The sequence below is a fragment of the Caballeronia sp. dw_276 genome, from assembly GCF_018449635.1.
Taxonomy (GTDB): Bacteria; Pseudomonadota; Gammaproteobacteria; order Burkholderiales; family Burkholderiaceae; genus Caballeronia.
Genome location: NZ_JAAVUV010000012.1, coordinates 34,486 through 53,935, shown reverse-complemented (window position 1 = coordinate 53,935; position 19,450 = coordinate 34,486). Strand labels below are relative to the sequence as shown.

The following is a 19,450-nucleotide window of genomic DNA, read 5'->3' as shown; positions in this document are numbered from 1 at the left end:
TGTCACGCTCAGCCGTCTTGACGCATCAGTCAGCGGCGCAAGCGGCCGCGCGATTCGCTTTATCCTCCCTGCCTGGCTCGTTTCATTCAACCGGCCGCCAGCACGCAACGTCAGCTTCCACATCAATTTCCCCGTAGCAGTTCCCGCGAGCAACAGGACTTGTTTGTCTCTGGTCCGCAAAATCAATTCGCCCGAACCGCTTTCCAATCACCCGCTCACACGCTGACTCCCATGACGAAAGTACTGCGTTTCACCGATCTGATCGCCGAAGGCAACGTGTCCGGCAAACGTGTTTTCATCCGTGCCGACCTCAACGTGCCGCAAGACGATCAGGGCAACATCACTGAAGACACGCGCGTGCGTGCGTCGGTGCCGGCCATCCAGCAGGCGCTCTCAGCGGGCGCGGCCGTGATGGTCACGTCGCACCTCGGCCGTCCGACGGAAGGCCAGTTCAAGCCCGAAGACTCGTTGGCGCCGGTGGCCAAGCGGCTTGGCGAACTGCTCGGCCGCGACGTGCCGCTCGTGGCCGATTGGGTCGATGGCGTAGAGGTTCAGCCCGGACAAGTCGTGCTGCTCGAAAACTGCCGCTGCAACAAAGGTGAGAAGAAGAACGACGACGCGCTGTCACAGAAGCTTGCCAAACTCTGCGATATCTACGTGAACGACGCGTTCGGCACGGCGCATCGGGCGGAAGCGACCACGCACGGCATCGCCAAATACGCGCCCGTTGCGTGCGCCGGTCCGCTGCTCGCGGCTGAACTCGATGCACTGGGCAAGGCGCTCGGCGAGCCGAAGCGCCCGCTGGTCGCGATCGTGGCGGGATCGAAGGTATCCACGAAGCTCACCATCCTCAAGTCGCTGGCCGAGAAAGTCGACCAGTTGATCGTGGGCGGCGGGATTGCGAACACGTTCATGTTGGCTTCCGGTTTGAAGATCGGCAAGTCGCTGGCGGAAAAGGATCTCGTCGATGAAGCCAAGACCATCATCAGCGAAGCGCGCGCGCGTGGGGCATCGGTGCCAATTCCGAGCGACGTCGTGACCGCAAAGGAATTCGCTGCCACCGCGAAGGCTGAAACGAAGGCCGTCGATCAGGTTCAGGACGACGACCTGATCCTCGATATCGGTCCGGACACCGCCAAGGCGCTCGCCGCGCAACTGGAAAAGGCCGGCACGATCGTATGGAACGGCCCGGTCGGCGTGTTCGAGTTCGACCAGTTCGGCAACGGCACGAAGACGCTGGCGGACGCCATCGCGAATTCGTCGGCGTTCTCGATTGCCGGCGGCGGCGACACGCTCGCGGCCATCCAGAAATACGGCATCCACGACAAGATTTCTTATATCTCCACGGGCGGCGGCGCGTTCCTTGAGTTCCTGGAAGGCAAGACGTTGCCGGCGGTAGAAGTGCTCGAATCGCGGGCCTGATCCGATGACAAAAGCCACGTCGGAGTCGGAAAGCGAACGGTCTGTATTGGCCGTGGAGGAGCTGGCGGAGAAGATGGTGGAGGACGTGGAAGGCAGCGTGGGCGAAGAGGCCCGCCACGCCCGGGCGGTTGAAGCGCTCGCCACATCCACGCCAGCGGACGACGAGTCCAGCACGGCTTCTGCCGCGGACGCGCTTTCACCCGCAGCAGAAAGCGATGAAAAGCCCAAGCGCTCAGCCCGGGCACCCGCCCGGCGTGGCGGAAAATTGAAGAAGGAAACGGCGGTCATGATCGGCGGCACGAATGCAGCGTCGTTGATTCCTGGCCCCGGGCAGTTATCGAATAGCCATCAAAAAGCGACGTCGGCACGATCCGGCGCGCGTTCGCAGGCGGAGACATCTGAATCCCCGTCGGCGCACCGTACTCGCAGCGCTGTTTCAGGCGATACCACCCAGACGAGGAATTCCATGCATCGCGCTACAAAGATTGTCGCCACCATCGGCCCGGCTTCCAGCTCCCCTGAGATCCTGTTGCAAATGATCCAGGCCGGTCTCGACGTGGTCCGTTTCAACTTCTCCCACGGCACCGCCGACGACCATCGCCAGCGCGCGCAGTATGTTCGCGACGCCGCCAAGCAATGTGGCCGCGAAGTCGCGCTGATGGCCGACCTGCAAGGCCCGAAGATTCGCGTAGGCAAATTCGAGAACGGCAAGGTCACGTTGATTGCGGGCAACCCGTTCATCCTCGATGCACGCTGCGAGCTCGGCAATGACGAGCGCGTCGGTCTCGACTATCCGGACCTGCCCCGCGACCTGCGCAGCGGCGACGTGCTGTTGCTCAACGACGGCCTGATCGTGCTCGACGTGGTGCGCGTGATTGGCGAAGAGATTCATACGACCGTGAAAGTGGGCGGCGATCTCTCGAACAACAAGGGCATCAACCGGCAGGGCGGCGGGCTGACGGCGCCGGCGCTGACCGAGAAAGACATGGAGGACATCAAGACGGCCATGTCGCTGGGTGCGGACTTTGTGGCGGTATCGTTTCCGAAGAACGCTACGGACATGGAAATGGCGCGGCAGCTGGCGAATATTGCCGGCGCGCCTTACGGCATCAAGCCGAAGATGATCGCGAAGATCGAGCGTGCGGAAGCCATTCCGGCGCTGCAGGGCATTCTCGACGCCTCCGACGGCATCATGGTCGCTCGTGGCGATCTGGCTGTGGAAGTGGGCAACGCGGCGGTGCCGGCATTGCAAAAACGCATGATCCGGATGGCGCGTGAATCGAACAAGTTCGTGATCACCGCCACGCAGATGATGGAATCGATGATCCACGCGCCGGTTCCGACGCGCGCGGAGGTATCGGACGTGGCGAATGCCGTGCTGGACGGAACGGATGCCGTGATGTTGTCGGCGGAAACTGCGGCGGGAAAATATCCGGTGACGACCATCGAGACGATGGCGGCGATTTGCCTGGAAGCCGAGAAGTCGGAGCAGAGCGAGCTGGACAAGGATTTCCTGGACCGGACGTTTACGCGCATCGATCAGTCGATTGCGATGGGCGCGTTGTTCACGGCGTATCACTTGGGTGCGAAGGCGATTGTTGCGCTGACCGAGTCGGGCGCGACGGCGCTGTGGATGTCGCGGCATTGGTCGCATGTGCCGATTTTTGCGTTGACGCCGAGGATTGGTAGTGAGCGCACTATGGCGCTTTATCGGAATGTTACTTCGTTGCACCTGGATACGAACACCGATCGCGATGTTGCGCTTCAGCAGGCGCTGGAGGTGGTGGTTTCGAAGGGTTATGCGGCGCGCGGCGATATGGTGGTTTTGACTGTCGGGGAGCCGATGGGGCAGGCCGGTGGGACCAACGCGATGAAGATTGTGCGGGTTGGAGATCCGTTCTAAAGGCGCTGGCGCTTGGGGAGGGGTTGATGCCGGGTTGCTGCTGTTTAGGCTTTCGCGCGGTTTGTGTTGGCTGTTCTCTTTAGCACTATTAGCCACTGTCCGTGGCGGGACTTCATTTCTTTGTCCAACGGCGACAAAGAAACGAAGCAAAGAAAACGCCTTCCAAACGAGGGCACATAAGTGTCCCCAGCGTGCAGTGACAACGTTTTGGTACCCCAAAAGCACGCTCAGCGAATAACCACGTCCTGCTGAAACCCTCCCGCTCCGTCAACAGATACCCACACGCTTCGCCACCAGTGTGGGAATCCGTTAATACGGAAACCTGGCCTACGCATAACAACGGAATAGCCCATAACGGATTCAAAGCATTTTGAATCCGAGACTTCTTGACCGGTACGGCCGACTCCTCGGTTTGTGCATCAGCGCGCGCAGCGCGGAGGCCTGGTTAACGGATTCCCACACTGGTGGCGAAGCGTGTGGGTTGCGGTTGACGGAGGGGGAGGGTTTCAACCGGACGAGGTTATACGCTGAGCGTGCTTTTGGGGTACCAAACCGTTGTCACTGCACGCTGTGGACACTTAAGAATTAGCGGTTGAGAGGCGTTTTCTTTGCTTCGTTTCTTTGTCGCCGTTGGACAAAGAAATGAAGTGCCGCCACGCACAGTGGCTAATAGTGCGAAAGAGAACAGCTAAGACAGAACGCGCGAAGACCCAAAAAGCAGCAACCCAGCACTAACCCCGTCCCACCAAATCCAACCCCCCCGCCTCATCAATCTCCCCGTAAAACCCAATCAAAACCCGCCGCAGGCAAAAAAACGCTCGCAGAAGAAAAGCCTGCCGCAGGCAAAAAATCAAGACAGAAAAATTCGTTTCATCTCAAGGAGTAAGACCTATGCCTCTCGTATCAATGCGACAACTGCTGGATCATGCAGCTGAAAACAGCTACGCGCTTCCCGCATTCAACGTCAACAACCTGGAGCAAGTCCAAGCCATCATGGCCGCCGCCGACGAAGTGAACGCGCCGGTCATCATGCAAGCATCGGCGGGTGCGCGGAAATACGCCGGCGAAGCGTTCCTGCGCCACTTGATCGAAGCGGCGGTCGAATCGTATCCGCACATCCCGGTCGTCATGCACCAGGACCACGGCCAGTCGCCGGCCGTCTGCATGGCCGCCATCCGCAGCGGTTTCACCAGCGTGATGATGGACGGCTCGCTCGAAGCCGACGGCAAAAGCGTCGCATCGTATGAATACAACGTCGATGTATCGCGCAAAGTGGTGGAAGCGGCGCACTCCATCGGCGTGACGGTGGAAGCCGAACTGGGCGTGCTCGGCTCGCTCGAAACCATGATGGGCGACAAGGAAGACGGCCACGGCGCCGAAGGCACCATGACGCGTGAGCAACTGCTCACCGACGTCGAACAAGCCGCCGACTTCGTCAAGAAAACGCAGTGCGATGCGCTGGCAATCGCCATCGGCACGTCGCATGGCGCGTACAAATTCACCAAGAAACCAACGGGCGATATTCTGGCCATCGAACGCATCAAGGATATCCATCAGCGCATCCCGAATACGCATCTGGTCATGCACGGTTCGTCGTCGGTGCCGCAGGATCTGCTGGCCGAAATCCGCGAATTCGGCGGCGACATGAAGGAAACCTACGGCGTGCCGGTCGAGGAAATCCAGGAAGGGATTCGTCATGGCGTGCGGAAAGTAAATATTGATACTGACCTGCGTCTCGCCATCACCGGCGCCATCCGCCGTTATTTCGGCGAAAATCCGTCGAAGTTCGATCCGCGCGACTACCTCAAGCCGGCGCGCGAAGCGGCGAAGAAGGTGTGTCTCGAACGCTACGTGCAGTTCGGCTGCGAAGGTCAGGCAGGCAAGATCAAGCCCATTCCGCTCGATAAAATCGCCGAAAAGTACAAGTCCGGCGAGCTGGCGCAGATCGTCAAGTAAGCGCGAAGTAAGCAAGTTTCTGGCTGTTCGTCCCGACTAAATTCGAGACAACCGCCGGACGCGTTTACAATGGCGCTGAATCGGCCACGAACACAATCAATACAACCCGCCGTTCCCGCATTCCCGGGGAACGGCGCGTTGGTTTTATCGTTTGTATCCTGATCATTTTTTCCTAGCCCGACGTTGCAGCACTTTTCCGGTAGATGACGATGTCCACCCAACATTCCCCGCTGTACGAATCCACGCTGAAATCGGTGCCGCTGCTCGGCCGCGGCAAGGTCCGCGACAATTACGCCGTCGGCACGGACAAACTCCTGATCGTGACGACCGACCGTCTTTCGGCGTTCGACGTGATCATGGGCGAGCCGATCCCGAACAAGGGCCGCGTGCTGAATCAAATGGCCGATTTCTGGTTCGAGAAGTTGAAGCACATCGTGCCGAACCACAATACGGGCATCGATCCGGCGACCGTCGTTTCCGCCGATGAAGCCGGCCAGGTCGCAGGCCGCGCCGTCGTGGTGAAGCGCCTCGAGCCAATCCTGGTCGAAGCGGTGGTGCGCGGTTATCTGGCCGGCAGCGGCTGGAAGGACTATCAGGCGACGGGTTCGGTGTGCGGCGTGGAATTGCCGCCCGGCCTGCAGAACGCCGAAAAGCTGCCCGAGCCGATTTTCACGCCGGCAGCGAAGGCCGAAATGGGCCATCACGACGAAAACATCACGTACGACGACATGGAACGCCGGATCGGCACGGAATTGTCGGCGACCATCCGCGATATTTCCATCAAGCTGTACAAGGAAGCGGCGGAGTACGCGGCGACGCGCGGCATCATTATCGCGGATACGAAGTTCGAATTCGGGCTCGACAATCGCGGCGAACTGTTTCTGATGGACGAAGTGCTGACGGCGGATTCGTCGCGGTTCTGGCCGGCGGACGGTTACAAGGTGGGCACGAACCCGCCATCGTTCGACAAACAATTTGTGCGCGACTGGCTCGAAACGCAATCGTGGGGCAAGACGCCGCCGGCGCCGAAACTGCCGGACGATGTCATCGCCAAGACTGCCGAGAAGTACGAAGAGGCGTTGCAGCGCCTGACCGGCCAGTCGCTGGCATAACGTCGCACGCAATCAAGCACAGACCCAAACCACAGGAATGCAGCACGATGAGCGAAGTCCAGGCCCACACGCATGACGCACCGTTGATCGGCGTGTTGATGGGTTCCAGTTCCGACTGGGACGTGATGAAAAATGCCGTCGCGATCCTGCAGGACTTCGGCGTGCCGTACGAGGCGAAGGTCGTGTCCGCGCATCGCATGCCCGACGAGATGTTCGCCTACGCCGAAAGCGCGCGCTCGCGCGGACTGGCGGCGATCATCGCGGGGGCGGGCGGCGCGGCGCATTTGCCGGGCATGCTCGCCGCCAAGACCACGGTGCCGGTGCTGGGCGTGCCAGTATCGAGCAAATATCTGAAGGGCGTCGATTCGTTGCATTCGATCGTGCAGATGCCCAAGGGCGTGCCGGTCGCGACGTTCGCCATCGGCGAGGCGGGTGCGGCGAATGCGGCGCTGTTCGCGGTATCGATTCTTGCCGTGACGCAAAGCGCCTATGCCGAAAAACTCGCCGCTTTCCGCGTCCGGCAGAACGACGCGGCGCACGCAATGGTCCTCCCGCCGCTTTAAATCCAGCAGCTCAAAAGGCTTCACTCCCGGCTGACCGACCCCACACGATGAACGCACACACCCAACCCAGTTCTCCCATCCAGCCGGGCGCATGGCTCGGCATGGTCGGCGGCGGCCAGCTCGGCCGCATGTTCTGTTTCGCCGCGCAATCCATGGGCTATCGCGTGGCGGTGCTCGATCCGGACGAGACGAGCCCCGCCGGTTCCGTCGCCGATAAACACATCCGCGCCGCCTACGACGACGAAACCGCGCTGACCGAACTCGCGCGCTTGTGCGCGGCGGTATCGACGGAATTCGAGAACGTGCCGTCCGCCAGCCTCGATTTTCTGGCGAAGACCACGTTCGTCAGCCCGGCCGGGCGGTGCGTGGCGATCGCGCAGGATCGCGTGGCGGAGAAGCGGTTTATCGCGAGCGCGGGCGTGCCCGTGGCGCCGCATGTGGTGATCGAGTCGCCGGAAGCGCTCGCCGCCTTGAGCGACGATGAGATCGCCGCCGTGCTGCCCGGGATCCTGAAAACAGCGCGCCTTGGTTATGACGGCAAGGGCCAGACGAGCGTGCGCAACGTCGATGAAGTCCGCACCGCCTACGGTTCGCTTGCGGGCGTGCCGTGCGTGCTCGAAAAACGCATGCCGCTGAAATTTGAAGTGTCGGTGCTGATCGCGCGTTCCGGCGATGGCAAATCGGCCGTGTTCCCGCTCGCGCAGAACCAGCACGTCGGCGGGATTCTCGCGAAAACCGTCGTGCCCGCGCCCGATGCAACCGATGCGCTCGTTGCCCAGGCACAGGACGCGGCGCTCACGATTGCCGCCAAGCTGGATTACGTCGGCGTGCTGTGCGTGGAATTTTTCATCCTCGAAGACGGTTCGCTGATCGCCAACGAAATGGCGCCGCGCCCGCACAATTCCGGCCATTACACGGTGGACGCCTGCGCCACCAGTCAGTTCGAGCAACAAGTGCGCGCGATGACCGGCATGCCGCTTGGCGATACACGCCAGCATTCGCCCGCCGCCATGCTCAACATTCTCGGCGACGTCTGGTTCGATGGCGCCAAAGCGCATATTCCGCCGTGGCACGAAGTCATTGCCATGTCGACCGCGCGCTTGCATCTGTACGGCAAGGAGGAAGCGCGCCCGGGCCGCAAGATGGGCCACGTGAATTTCACGGCGGCCACGCTGGAAGAGGTGCGCACGGCGGCGCGCGATTGCGCCCGTCTGCTGCATATCGCGCTGGATTGACACGATGACCTTCGAAGCGCCCAGCGTCGCGCAAATCACGGAAGCCGCCGCGTTGCTCGACGCCGGCCATCTGGTCGCGTTTCCGACCGAAACGGTCTACGGACTGGGCGGCGACGCGGAGAACCCCGAGGCGATCGCGCGGATTTACGCGGCGAAGGGACGGCCATCGAATCATCCGGTGATCGTGCATCTCGCGCCCGGCAGCGATCCCGCGTACTGGGTGGAGACGCTCACCCCGGATGCGCGAAAACTCATCGATGCCTTCTGGCCCGGGCCGCTCACGTTGATCCTGAAGCGCGCGTCGCACGTGCCCGCGGCGGTCAGCGGCGGGCAGGATTCGGTGGCGATCCGCTGCCCCTCGCATCCGGTCGCGCAGGCTTTGCTCACCGCATTCAGTACCTTACGCGACGGTCATGGCGGCGTGGCGGGGCCATCGGCGAACCGGTTCGGGCACGTCAGCCCGACCACGGCGCAGCATGTCCGCGATGAATTCGGCACGAGCGTCCATGTGCTCGATGGCGGCGCGGCGAAGGTGGGTATCGAATCGACGATCCTGGATTTATCGCGTGGCTTCCCGGCTTTGCTGCGGCCGGGGCATGTGAGTCCGGCTGAAATTGCGGACATTCTCGGCGTCATGCCGCGTCTGCCAGACGGCACCGATGCCAGCGCGCCACGCGCGTCGGGCACGCTGAAGGCGCATTACGCGCCGCGCACGCCGCTGCGTTTGCTGCCGTTCGATGCGCTGGAACCGATGCTCGAAGCGCATCCTCTCACCGCCGATAAAAAGCTGGCGCTGGTCGCGCGTGCATCGAGCGCGGGTAAATGGGCCGATGCGCCGAATGTGCGTTTCATCGCCGCGCCAGACGATCCGCAAAGCTACGCGCGCGAGTTGTACGGTTTGTTGCGCAAGCTGGATCGCGAGGATGTGGAGCGGATTTTGATCGAGACGCTGCCGGTATCGGCGGAATGGAGCGCCGTGAACGATCGGCTGGGAAGGGCGGCGGCGGCGTTTGAGGAGCAGGAATAGCGCCAAAATCAAAAACGCCCGGTCTCGAAAGAACCGGGCGTTTCGAATTTCTACCGCTTCAAACTTATTTCCCCAAGCCTGCCTTTGCGATCTGCTGTTCCACGAACGTCGAGAACAACGCGTGCAGATGCGTGGTCGGGTGCACGGTATCCGCGTACATGTAGGTCTGGTCGGCGTTAGCCACCGTATACGTCTGCGGCGAGCAGAACAGCGACGTGCCGAATGCCGTCGGGTTCGGCTGGCCGGCCTTGGTCGCGGCGGCGATCATCGCCTGGAGATTACAGGCCGTGCCCGTATTCGATACCGAAAAGCCGTTCGACTGATAGTTGGCTTGAACGCCATCGATCCACGAGTAGGCATCGACGTAAATCACCTTCGACAAAATCCCGGCCTTCTGCAGCGCGCCTTGCAGCGTGCCGTTGAAAAGCTGCGTGACTTGCGACAAGGTCGCGCCTTTATCCGCGCTGGCGAGCCCCTGCGGCGATCCGCCAATGTCCGGCACATTCGATACCAGCACGTGCGTCGCGCCCGCCTGAACCACACGGCCTACAACGGTTGCCAGATCGATAGCCGCCTGGCTGATCGCGGTCGTCGCGGCAGTCGTTGCTGCGGCGCCCGCTGTTGCGGCCTGTGCCGGCGTGATCGTTCCCGCTGCGACCTGTGCCTGGATTCCGGCAGCCGTGGCCTGTGCGACGGTCAGGTTATAGAAGATGTCGTTGGCCCCGCCGTTCACCACCACGAGTTGATTCGCGTTGAACGTCCCGTGCGACGCAATGTACTGCGAGACCTGATCGTTGACGGGAATCGTCGTGGCTTGCGAGAAGTCCGCGTTCGCCGTGCCCGGCGTCGCGTGGCCGACGCCCGGCTGCAACGTCACGCGTGACCCGCCTTGCGCGTAGCCCAATCCGCTTGCCGCCTGAAGCGGCACGCCGAAGCCGCCGGTGTTCGCGGCGGCGAGCGTGTCGCCGTAGTACTGGGCGACGTTTTGCGTCCAGACCTGACCCGGGTTTGTCGTGAAGCGGCCGCCGCCGAAATTGGCCGTGGCAACGGGCGCGTACGTGCCGACATCGGACAGGCTGTCGCCGAACGACACAACCTGCAGCTTCACGCCGCCCGCAGGCGTGTTGTTATTGTTGTCGTCGCCGCCGCCGCATGCGGCCAATGCGGCGATTGCCGCGCACGCCATCGCGGTCTGGACGGCGCGCAGCCAGTAAGCCTGGCGCGCGGCGGGAATGGTCTGGGCGGGTTTCATCGGCGTCATCTCCTCGTTCCTCGTTTATCTGGTCATGTGGTCTGCATGCCGCTTCGAGGGGGCTGTCGGCTTGCGTGGCGATAGCTTACCGAATCTTTTAAGATAATTTGAGATGTTTCCTACGAGGGTTTCCCTGTGCTTGCGGGCGTCGCCGGAGTGAGTTTTGCGTTTGCCCTTAATCCATCGATCCCGTGCGGCGTGCGCCTTCATAGACCCACTCGAGCAGCGCATCGTGCGCGGCGCGCGCAGCTTCCGCCCGTGGGTCGTTGATAAAGCTCACCACCACGTAGCTCTCGCCGTTCGCCGCGCCCACGTAACCCGCAATGGCGCGGACGTCGCGCAACGTGCCCGTCTTGATGTGCGCGTTGCCGAGCGCGCCCGCGTTCGTCAGGCGGTTGCGCATGGTGCCGTCCACGCCGGCAATCGGCAGCGATTCCGTGAAGACTTGCGCGACCGGGCTCGAGTTGGCGGCGGTCAGCATATCGGCGAGCGACTGCGCGGTAATGTGTTCTTCGCGCGACAGGCCCGAGCCGTTATCAAGGTAAAGCCCCGACATGGGCAGCGCGCTTCGATGCAGGAACGCGGTAATTGCAGCCGCCGATTTCTGCGTCGTCGCCGGCGGTTTGCCGGTTGCAGCGCCGATGGTCAGGAACAAATTACGCGCCATCACGTTGTTGCTGAACTTGTTGATATCGCGAACGATGTCCGAGAGCACCGGGCTGCGATGCGTCCCCACAAGCCGCGCGCTCGAAGGCGTCGGACCTTCGCGCGTGACGCCGGCAAACGTGCCGCCCGCCTGTTTCCACAACGCGAGGAAACCGCCCGCGAAGAACGTGGAGTGGTCGAGCGCGGCGACGTTGATCGTGCGCGAACCGCACCGCAGCGGATAGTCGCCAATGAACGATGCCTGCACGAACCCGCCCGAGGTTTGCGCCACACTGGGCGACGCCGCCGGGAGCGTCCCGGTGCACGCGCCGCGCGTCACGCGCAGTTCGTTATCGATTTGAAGTTGCGCGAGTTGCGGCAATACATCGATGGAAACGCCACCTTCCGGATTCGGCGTCAGCGTGAACGACAGCGACTTGAACGCGTAGAGCAACGGGTCGGGGCCGACGTTGTAGGGCGCGGTTTCGTCGGCATCGAAGGCGGGGAGGTCGCGCGTGGAAGGATCGAAATAACGCTTGTCCAGAACCAGCGCGCCGTCGATGCCCGAAATACCGTTGCGGCGGATCTGGTCCACGAGGTCGATCAGTTCTTCCGGCACGAGCTTCGGGTCGCCCGTTCCCTGGATGTAGAGATTGCCGTGGAGGATGCCGTTGGCATCGACTTCGCCGTCGGCGTAGGCCGTCGTTTTCCAGCGATAGTCGGGTCCGAGCAGCGACAAACCCGAGTAAGTCGTGACCAGCTTCATGGTGGACGCGGGCATCATCGGCACGTTGGCGTTGATCGCGACGAGCGGCACGCCGGCGCTGCCAATGCGCTCGACCACCACGCTCATCGATGAAAGCGGCACGTGCGCACGCGCGAGCGCGGCCATGACGGTGGGCGGCAGTGGACCGGCCGGAACCGCGACGCGCTGGAAGTTGTTCTTCCTGGCGGCCTTCTCGGCCTTGGTGGTTTTAACGGCCTTCGTGGTTTTGACAGCTTGCTTTTGCGATTCCGCTTTCGTGCCGCCGCCGCTGCGGGCCTCGGCTGGCAAGCTCAGGCTCGCGCCAAGCGCCGATACAACCACGGCCAACGCCGTGACAGTGCGCCAACGTTTGCTGAAAAAAGTTCTTGAGTTCTTCGATAGTGCTCTATACATGTGTTCGGATCGTGTGTTGGTGCGGTTGTGCACGCGTGTAACGGACGCGTGTAACGGACGCGTGTAACGAGGTGCCGGTATTGTAGTGGCGCTCGTGTTTACGATTGTTAATTCCGCGGCTTTCGGTTTATCGCGGCGCGAGCCGCTCGGGCAACGCGTAACGCTGCATCGTGCGCTCCATGCCATCCAGAAACGCCTGTTCCGCCGCGTTCATCTTGCGGCCGCTGTGCCAGAGCAAATCGATATCGACATCGGCCAGACCTTCATCCGGCGGCAGGCGCCAGAGACGTTGCTGCGCGAGGTCGTCGCGCACGATATGTTCGGGCAGGCAGCCGATGCCATATCCCGCGAAGATCAGCCGCCGCACTTCATCCAGGCTCGGCGACGCCGCCACGATGCGCCCCGTGAAGCCGCGCTGATCGCGAAACACGGTCAGCGGCGACAAGCTGTCGCCAATCTGGTCGCTGGTGAAGGACACGAAGTTTTCGGCGAGCAGATCGTTCATCGACAATCCATGCCGCCCAAATAACCGATGATGCCGCCCGCAAAAAATGGCGTATCGCTGACGCAGGAAACAGCGTTGTTCGAGTTTATCGACGGGCGTGCGGCAAAGCCCGAGTCCTGCCGTCGCGGTCTTTTGCAGCAGCGACGAAATGATGTCGGACGAGCGCATCACCTCGATATGCAAGTCGATACGCGGATACGTCCGGTGGAACTCGCCGAGAAACTCGTCGTAGACGCCTGAATCGATACGGCTCACCGTCAGAAGGCGAATGGAACCGGTGATGTCGTCGGTGCGGTCGTCGAGTTCGGTTTCCAGCCGCGACATTTGCCCGTAGATATCGCTCGCAATCCGGTACACCTCCTCGCCCGCGTGCGTGGGTTCGAAGTGTGGTCCGCGACGCTGGATCAGTGTGCGCTCAAGCGTGTCTTCCAGGCGCTTCAAAGCCTGACTGACCGCCGGTTGCGTCAGATGCAGCCGCGCCGCAGCCCGGCTCACGCTGCGCTCCTGCATGATCACGAGGAACGTGCGCAGCAGATTCCAGTCGAGCCGGTCATTGAGAAAGCGCGCGATATCGGCTCGACGCTGAGTCATGGAAACCCCTAAGTATTAGCCAGATTTATATCGCGAATAATAAATCGAAATTGGACTAATGTTTTATGGCTGGCGATAAAACGCTCATACAAAGCGCAAAACGCGTATCCAGGAGCCACCGTGACACCAGCATCCAGTTCCAGCCGTCAGCCCGTGCGCGCGGCGACCGCCGCTTTTATCGGCACGATGATCGAGTGGTATGACTTCTATATCTACGCCACGGCCGCAGCGCTCGTGTTTGGCGAGCTGTATTTTCCGTCGCACGATCCGTTTATCAGCACGATGGCGTCGTTCGCAACGTTCGCCGTCGGCTTCTTCGCGCGGCCTCTGGGCGGCGTGATCTTCGGGCATCTGGGCGACAAGATCGGCCGCAAGAAAGCGCTGATGACCACGCTGATGATGATGGGCGTGGCGACCGTGTGCGTTGGTTTGTTGCCGTCTTACGCGAAGGTTGGCGTGCTGGCGCCGGTGCTGCTCGTGCTGCTTCGCGTGGTGCAGGGTATTGCGGTGGGCGGCGAATGGGGCGGCGCGGTATTGATGGCGGCCGAACATGCGCCTAGCGGACGACGGACATTCTTTGCATCGTTCGCACAACTGGGCAGTCCGGCAGGTTTGATCCTGTCGCTGATTGCGTTTCGCACGGTGACTTCGATGCCGCATGAAGAGTTTATTGCGTGGGGCTGGCGTCTGCCGTTCCTGATCAGCGCGGTGCTGCTCGTGGTGGGCATTTTGATCCGGATGGGCGTGAACGAGTCGCCGGAATTCGAGCGCGAGAAGTTGCAGAAGCGCACCGTGGAGTTGCCGATTGCCGAGGTGTTTCGTTCGTCGGGGGCGCTGGTGGCGTTTTGTATCGGCGCGAATACGATTGGGATTGCGGGCGTCTATTTCACTAACACGTTCATGATTTCGTACACGACGCAGTATGTGGGCGTGACCAAGTCGCTGATACTCGATTGCCTGTTTGCCGTTGCGATCATTCAGTTTTTGATCCAGCCATTGGCCGCGTGGCTGGCTGAAAAGATTGGCGGGGCGCGTTTCCTCAAGTTGTCGGCGCTGTGCGCGATGGTTTCGCCGTATCCGATGTTTATTCTCGTGCAGAGCGGCAATATGGTTTCGATGATTATCGGGATTGCGATTGCGGTGGTTTGCATGGCGAGTTTTTATTCGGTGATTGCGGGATTTGTCAGTGGGGTGTTTCCGGTGCGGGTGCGGTATTCGGCGATTTCGCTTTCGTATCAAGTTTGTGGGGCAATTGCCGGGGGGCTGACTCCTTTGGTTGGGACTTGGCTGGCGCATAAATTTACCGGGCAGTGGTGGCCATTGGCGGTGTTTTATACGTGCCTGGCAGGGGTTTCTTTGATGTGCATCGTGGCGTTGGACGTGATGAAGGATCGGCGGGCCGATGCACCGGGGGGAGTTCCTGTGAGGTAGTGGAGGGATTGGGGGCGGGGGTCGGGGTTGATGCTGGGTTGCTGCTGTTTAGGCTTTCGCGCGGTTTGTGTTAGTCGTTTTCTTTAGCACTATTAGCCACTGTCCGTGGCGGGACTTCATTTCTTTGTCCAACGGCGACAAAGAAACGAAGCAAAGAAAACGCCTTCCAAACGAGGGCACATAAGTGTCCCCAGCGTGCACTGATAACTATTTGGTACCCCAAAAGCACGCTCAGCGAATAACCACGTCCTGCTGAAACCCTCCCCCTCCGTCAACAGATACCCACACGCTTCGCCACCAGTGTGGGAATCCGTTAATACGGAAACCTGGCCCACGCATAACAACGAAATAGCCCAACAGTCCAAAGCATCTCGAACCCAAAGCCTCGTCATTGGCACGGTCGCCCTCTCGGGTTGGGCGCCAGCGCGCGCAGCGCGGAAGCCTAGTTAACGGATTCCCACACTGGTGGCGAAGCGTGTGGGTTGCCGTTGCCGGAGGGGGAGGGTTTCAACTGTTCTGGGTTATACGCTGAGCGTGCTTTTGGGGTACCAAATAGTTCAAAACTGCACGCTTTGGACACTTATGTGCCCTCGTTTGAAAGGCGTTTTCTTTGCTTCGTTTCTTTTTCGCCGTTGGAAAAAGAAATGAAGTCCCGCCACGGACAGTGGCTAATAGTGCGAAAAAGATCAGATAAGACGGAACGCGCGAAGGCCTAAACAGCAGCAACCCGGCATCAACCCCGACCCCTGACCAAAAAACAATTGCAAACCTGGCGCAAGCCAAAAAACCCGGAGCGCAAGCATGACAACAACAACCAACGGCCCCCGCCTATGGGCAACCCTGACGGAAATGGCAAAAATCGGCGCCACACCCAAAGGCGGGGTACGCCGCCTGGCGCTCACAACCGAAGACATCCGCGCCCGCGACCTCTTCACCAAATGGTGCAAAGAAGCGGCCCTAACGATCCGTATCGATGAAATCGGCAACCTCTTCGCCCGCCGCGAAGGCATCCAGAAAAACGCAAAAGCCGTGCTGATCGGCAGTCACCTCGATACCCAACCCGAAGGCGGCCGCTTCGACGGGGTCTACGGCGTGCTCGCCGCGCTGGAAGTCGTGCGAACGCTGAACGACCACAACATCACAACCGAAAAGCCCATCGAAATCGTCTCCTGGACCAACGAAGAAGGCGCACGCTTCACGCCCGCAATGCTCGGCTCGGCTGTCTTCGTAGGCGCAACGCCCCTGAACGCCGCGTTGGAAACGAAGGATGCACAAGGCATCACGCTGCACGAAGCGCTGGAACAAAGCGGTTACGCCGGCACGCGCGGCAGCGGCCTGACAAACGTCGATGCTTATTTCGAAGCGCACATCGAACAAGGCCCGATCCTCGAAAGCCACGGCAACCCCATAGGCGTCGTCACCGGCGGCCAGGCGATCCGATGGCTCGACGTCGAAGTGACCGGCATTGCCGCGCACGCGGGCACGACACCCATGCCTTACAGAAAAGATGCACTCTTCGCGAGCGCCGAAATGGCGCTGGAACTCGAAGCCATCTCGCGGCGTTTCGCACCGCTGGGCCTGGTCACGATCGGGCAAGTGGACGTGCCGAACTCATCGCGTAACACGATCGCGGGGCGCGTCGTTTTCACCGTCGACCTGCGTCATCCCGACGACACCAGAATCGATGCAATGGAACGCGAAGTGCGTGAAGCGTTCGAGCAGATCGCCGAACATCGCGGCGTGCAAACAAAAATCTCGACGTATTGGAAAAGCCCCGCAACGCCCTTCGACAAAACCTGCGTGACCCTGGTCGAAAACGCCACGAAAGCGCTTGGCTACGCATACGAGCGCATCGTCAGCGGCGCGGGCCACGACGCCATTCACCTCGCACGCCACGTCCCCACGGCGATGGTTTTTATCCCATGCGTGGATGGCCTCTCGCACAACGAAGCCGAAGATGCGCTCCCCGAAGACGTCACGTGCGGCGCGAATGTCTTGATCAATGCGGTCCTGGCGCGCGCGGTCATCGGCGTGGCTGTGGACGCGTAAAAGGAACCCCGAAATGCTGACTTATTTCCATCCGTCGCAACTGAAACATCATCCGCGTACATATCTTTCGCGTGGCCAGATGCGCACGCCGCAAGAAATTCCTGAGCGCGCGCTGCGTCTGGTCGAAGCATCGAGGAAGCTCGGTTTCGATGTCCGCGAACCCGCCGATTTCGGTTCTGCGCCGCTCGCCGCCGTGCATGGCGAAAAGTATTTGCGTTTTCTTGAAGAGGCGCATCGCGAGTGGAAAAAGGTGCCCGCCGAATGGGGCGACGAGGTGATGTCGAACATCTACGTGCGCGAGAACAATCCGCTGCGTGGCGTGCTTGGACAAGCCGCGCGTTATCTCGCAGACGGCAGTTGCCCCATCGGCGCCGATACCTACGAATCCGCTTACTGGTCGGCGCAAAGTGCGCTGGCGGGAGCGAATGCGATCATCGATGGAGAACGTGAAGCCTACGCGCTCTGCCGGCCGCCAGGTCATCACGCACGCGCCGAAGCGGCGGGCGGGTTCTGCTATCTGAACAACGCGGCGATCGCGGCGCAGGCCTTGCGTGCGAAGTACGGCCGCGTTGCCGTCCTCGATACCGACATGCACCACGGCCAGGGCATCCAGGAAATTTTCTACGAACGCGGCGACGTGCTGTATGTATCGATTCATGGAGATCCGACGAACTTCTATCCGGTGGTCGCCGGTTTCGATGACGAACGCGGAACTGGGGAAGGCCAGGGCTGCAACCTCAATCTGCCGATGCCCCACGGTTCTCCGGAAGACGTATTCTTCGATCGCCTGAGCAAGGCCAAAGACGCGCTCGAACAATTCAAGCCCGACGCGCTTGTTTTGGCGCTGGGATTCGATATCTACAAGGACGATCCGCAAGCGATGGTCGCGGTCACGACCGAAGGCTTCGGCACGCTGGGTGCGTCAATAGGCGCACTGAAACTGCCGACGTTGATCGTGCAGGAAGGCGGATATCACATTGATACGCTCAAGGCGAATGCGCGAGCCTTCTTCGAGGGTTTCAGCAGCGGTCGCTGAAGCATGCGGTTGATTTTCAGAAGCGGTGCCCGGCAATCGGGCACCGCTTTTTTTGTATCAAAGCGTCTTCGCTTGCGGCATTTTCTCCTCGACGCCCTATCCCAAAATTAATACCACTTGAATACCAATTTGCGACCGGCTAGGCTTCTGCGTTTCAGATAAATCCATGCGGTGATCCAAACCGCCGTGACGGAGGAGACGTGGCAAGGCTTCGTTCAATATATTTTGCAATCCTAACAACAACGTGTGGTACTTCGGCAGCGGTTGAACCCGCGGCGTTCGAAGACGATGAACTGACGCGCGGGACCACGCAACCGTGGCGTTCCGAGGACATACCGAGTCTGTTTTCGAAATCCGAGACGACTATCAGCACGACGTTTTATTCGCGAAACCGGCACGCTACAGACCACGCCGGCGACATCCACGTCAATGCGCTCTCCCTGGGTATCGACTGGCGTTCGGGCTATGCGGCGGGACCGTGGGGTTTCGTCGGCGCGGATCTGTCCGGCTTTACCAACCTTCGGGTCACGCCCGGTACGGGTCATTCGGAAGTGCTTTACCACGACTATCGCGATGACGCCGACAAGACCTACGCAACGCTCGCCCAGGCTGCGCTGAAATGGCGCAGCACCGCGACGGGCGATGGATGGCAGGTTCGCGCGGGTTATACGCCGCTGAGCGTCGGGACGCTCGGTTCATCGGGCGGTTTGCATTCGCACGCGTATCGCGGCGCCGAGGTGAAGTATCGCGTGGCGGGCTGGGAATTCGGCTATGCACTCGCTGACCAGTTTCGGAACGAATGGGACAACCGCTTCCGGCCTATGACCAACGCCTGGCATCAGGATCGCGATCAATACGACGGCACGGCGAGCCGTATCGACTATGTGCATAGCGCGGGTATTCGCTACGAGGCGAGTCCCGATGCCTACATCGACGCCGGCGTGGGCGAGGGCAAACGCTTCAGGCGCAACGCGCAAGTTGCCGCCACGCGCGCCTGGCGCATTGCCGACCATGGCACGGTGACTACGACCGGCTACGCGTTGTGGGGTCGCTATCAGACGGCGCTCGGGCCGACCGCGACGCCCGCCAACGAATGGCACGCGAGCACGAGCGTCGGTTATGCGAGCGGCCCGTTCACCGTCAGCGTGGGCTTTGGCGTCACGCATGCGCCCGATTCCGGCGAGATGAATTTCCGCCTGACGCCGTGGGCCAACAGCGACAACCGCAATCAGATCCAGACCTGGGGCCAACTAGACGACTTCGTGTGGGACGGCACGCGCGTGATCAAGGCGTCGGCGACGTATCAGATCGGGCCGTATATCGGGGTGCCGGGTCTGGCGGTCGGTGTCAGCGGCATTCGCGGATGGGCGATCAAGAATCCGGGGCGCGGCGATACATCGGCGAACGAGATCGACTTGAGCCTGACCTACGACGTCAAGGAAGGCCCGCTCAAAGGTGCGGGAATCGGCGTCTATCCAGCGCGGCTGCGCACCAATGATTTCTACGGGAAATCGGATCGAAACGACGTGAAGATCATTGCGTCGTACAGCAAGACTTTTTGAAG

General features: G+C 61.1%; 14 protein-coding genes. 11 read left to right on the top strand and 3 right to left on the bottom strand.

The annotated features are described in order from the left end of the window. Positions 1-231 precede the first annotated feature (231 nt). The 7 genes from HB633_RS23510 to HB633_RS23480 all read left to right on the top strand — a co-directional run bounded on the left by HB633_RS23510 (position 232) and on the right by HB633_RS23480 (position 9,218). Complete coding sequence (locus HB633_RS23510; RefSeq protein WP_213780529.1) at positions 232-1,422, top strand: phosphoglycerate kinase; 1,191 nt, start codon at positions 232-234, stop codon at positions 1,420-1,422. Between the two features lie 466 nt (positions 1,423-1,888). Further along, positions 1,889-3,325 carry a pyruvate kinase gene (gene pyk, locus HB633_RS23505; RefSeq protein WP_062000714.1) on the top strand — a complete coding sequence of 479 codons (1,437 nt, stop codon included), beginning with the start codon at positions 1,889-1,891 and terminating at the stop codon, positions 3,323-3,325. Positions 3,326-4,216: 891 nt separating this feature from the next. Next, positions 4,217-5,281, top strand: coding sequence for a class II fructose-bisphosphate aldolase (fba, locus tag HB633_RS23500; protein WP_213780528.1), 1,065 nt, complete (start codon positions 4,217-4,219; stop codon positions 5,279-5,281). 209 nt (positions 5,282-5,490) lie between these two features. After that, the gene (locus tag HB633_RS23495; protein WP_213780527.1) at positions 5,491-6,393 is read left to right on the top strand and encodes a phosphoribosylaminoimidazolesuccinocarboxamide synthase; all 903 of its coding nucleotides are present in this window, start codon (positions 5,491-5,493) and stop codon (positions 6,391-6,393) included. Between the two features lie 47 nt (positions 6,394-6,440). Next, a complete protein-coding gene (gene purE, locus HB633_RS23490; protein ID WP_213780526.1) occupies positions 6,441-6,956 on the top strand; it encodes a 5-(carboxyamino)imidazole ribonucleotide mutase in 516 nt (171 codons plus the stop codon). Between the two features lie 47 nt (positions 6,957-7,003). Continuing rightward, positions 7,004-8,191, top strand: coding sequence for a 5-(carboxyamino)imidazole ribonucleotide synthase (locus HB633_RS23485; RefSeq protein WP_213780525.1), 1,188 nt, complete (start codon positions 7,004-7,006; stop codon positions 8,189-8,191). 4 nt (positions 8,192-8,195) lie between these two features. Beyond that, positions 8,196-9,218, top strand: coding sequence for an L-threonylcarbamoyladenylate synthase (locus tag HB633_RS23480; RefSeq protein ID WP_213780524.1), 1,023 nt, complete (start codon positions 8,196-8,198; stop codon positions 9,216-9,218). Between the two features lie 64 nt (positions 9,219-9,282). Here HB633_RS23480 and HB633_RS23475 read toward each other — a convergent pair whose 3' ends face one another. The 3 genes from HB633_RS23475 to HB633_RS23465 form a co-directional block, all read right to left on the bottom strand. Then, on the bottom strand, positions 9,283-10,479 hold the full coding sequence (locus HB633_RS23475) for an SGNH/GDSL hydrolase family protein (protein ID WP_213780523.1): 1,197 nt from the start codon (positions 10,477-10,479) through the stop codon (positions 9,283-9,285). 166 nt (positions 10,480-10,645) lie between these two features. Continuing rightward, positions 10,646-12,274 carry a D-alanyl-D-alanine carboxypeptidase/D-alanyl-D-alanine-endopeptidase gene (gene dacB / locus HB633_RS23470; RefSeq protein WP_255581089.1) on the bottom strand — a complete coding sequence of 543 codons (1,629 nt, stop codon included), beginning with the start codon at positions 12,272-12,274 and terminating at the stop codon, positions 10,646-10,648. Positions 12,275-12,401: 127 nt separating this feature from the next. Beyond that, positions 12,402-13,370 carry a LysR family transcriptional regulator gene (locus HB633_RS23465; protein WP_213780522.1) on the bottom strand — a complete coding sequence of 323 codons (969 nt, stop codon included), beginning with the start codon at positions 13,368-13,370 and terminating at the stop codon, positions 12,402-12,404. 120 nt (positions 13,371-13,490) lie between these two features. Here HB633_RS23465 and HB633_RS23460 point away from each other — a divergent pair, with 120 nt between their 5' ends. From HB633_RS23460 to HB633_RS23445, 4 genes are all read left to right on the top strand, one after another. Further along, a complete protein-coding gene (locus HB633_RS23460; RefSeq protein ID WP_213780521.1) occupies positions 13,491-14,801 on the top strand; it encodes an MFS transporter in 1,311 nt (436 codons plus the stop codon). A gap of 801 nt (positions 14,802-15,602) precedes the next feature. Next, positions 15,603-16,850, top strand: coding sequence for a Zn-dependent hydrolase (locus HB633_RS23455; RefSeq protein WP_213780520.1), 1,248 nt, complete (start codon positions 15,603-15,605; stop codon positions 16,848-16,850). A 13-nt stretch (positions 16,851-16,863) separates the two neighbouring features. Beyond that, positions 16,864-17,886 (top strand): histone deacetylase family protein, encoded by a 1,023-nt coding sequence (locus HB633_RS23450; protein ID WP_213780519.1) that lies wholly within the window; start codon positions 16,864-16,866, stop codon positions 17,884-17,886. Positions 17,887-18,086: 200 nt separating this feature from the next. Next, positions 18,087-19,448 carry an OprD family outer membrane porin gene (locus HB633_RS23445; RefSeq protein ID WP_213780518.1) on the top strand — a complete coding sequence of 454 codons (1,362 nt, stop codon included), beginning with the start codon at positions 18,087-18,089 and terminating at the stop codon, positions 19,446-19,448. The last annotated feature ends 2 nt before the right edge of the window (positions 19,449-19,450 follow it).

What these genes read in the sequence shown, in the direction of transcription:
- HB633_RS23485 (WP_213780525.1), top strand. Translation starts at nt 7,004, where the DNA reads ATGAACGCACACACCCAACCCAGTTCTCCCATCCAGCCGGGCGCATGG.
- HB633_RS23455 (WP_213780520.1), top strand. Translation starts at nt 15,603, where the DNA reads ATGACAACAACAACCAACGGCCCCCGCCTATGGGCAACCCTGACGGAA.
- purE (WP_213780526.1), top strand. Translation starts at nt 6,441, where the DNA reads ATGAGCGAAGTCCAGGCCCACACGCATGACGCACCGTTGATCGGCGTG.
- fba (WP_213780528.1), top strand. Translation starts at nt 4,217, where the DNA reads ATGCCTCTCGTATCAATGCGACAACTGCTGGATCATGCAGCTGAAAAC.
- HB633_RS23450 (WP_213780519.1), top strand. Translation starts at nt 16,864, where the DNA reads ATGCTGACTTATTTCCATCCGTCGCAACTGAAACATCATCCGCGTACA.
- HB633_RS23475 (WP_213780523.1), bottom strand. Translation starts at nt 10,479, where the DNA reads ATGACGCCGATGAAACCCGCCCAGACCATTCCCGCCGCGCGCCAGGCT.
- HB633_RS23495 (WP_213780527.1), top strand. Translation starts at nt 5,491, where the DNA reads ATGTCCACCCAACATTCCCCGCTGTACGAATCCACGCTGAAATCGGTG.
- HB633_RS23465 (WP_213780522.1), bottom strand. Translation starts at nt 13,370, where the DNA reads ATGACTCAGCGTCGAGCCGATATCGCGCGCTTTCTCAATGACCGGCTC.
- pyk (WP_062000714.1), top strand. Translation starts at nt 1,889, where the DNA reads ATGCATCGCGCTACAAAGATTGTCGCCACCATCGGCCCGGCTTCCAGC.
- dacB (WP_255581089.1), bottom strand. Translation starts at nt 12,274, where the DNA reads ATGTATAGAGCACTATCGAAGAACTCAAGAACTTTTTTCAGCAAACGT.
- HB633_RS23480 (WP_213780524.1), top strand. Translation starts at nt 8,196, where the DNA reads ATGACCTTCGAAGCGCCCAGCGTCGCGCAAATCACGGAAGCCGCCGCG.
- HB633_RS23510 (WP_213780529.1), top strand. Translation starts at nt 232, where the DNA reads ATGACGAAAGTACTGCGTTTCACCGATCTGATCGCCGAAGGCAACGTG.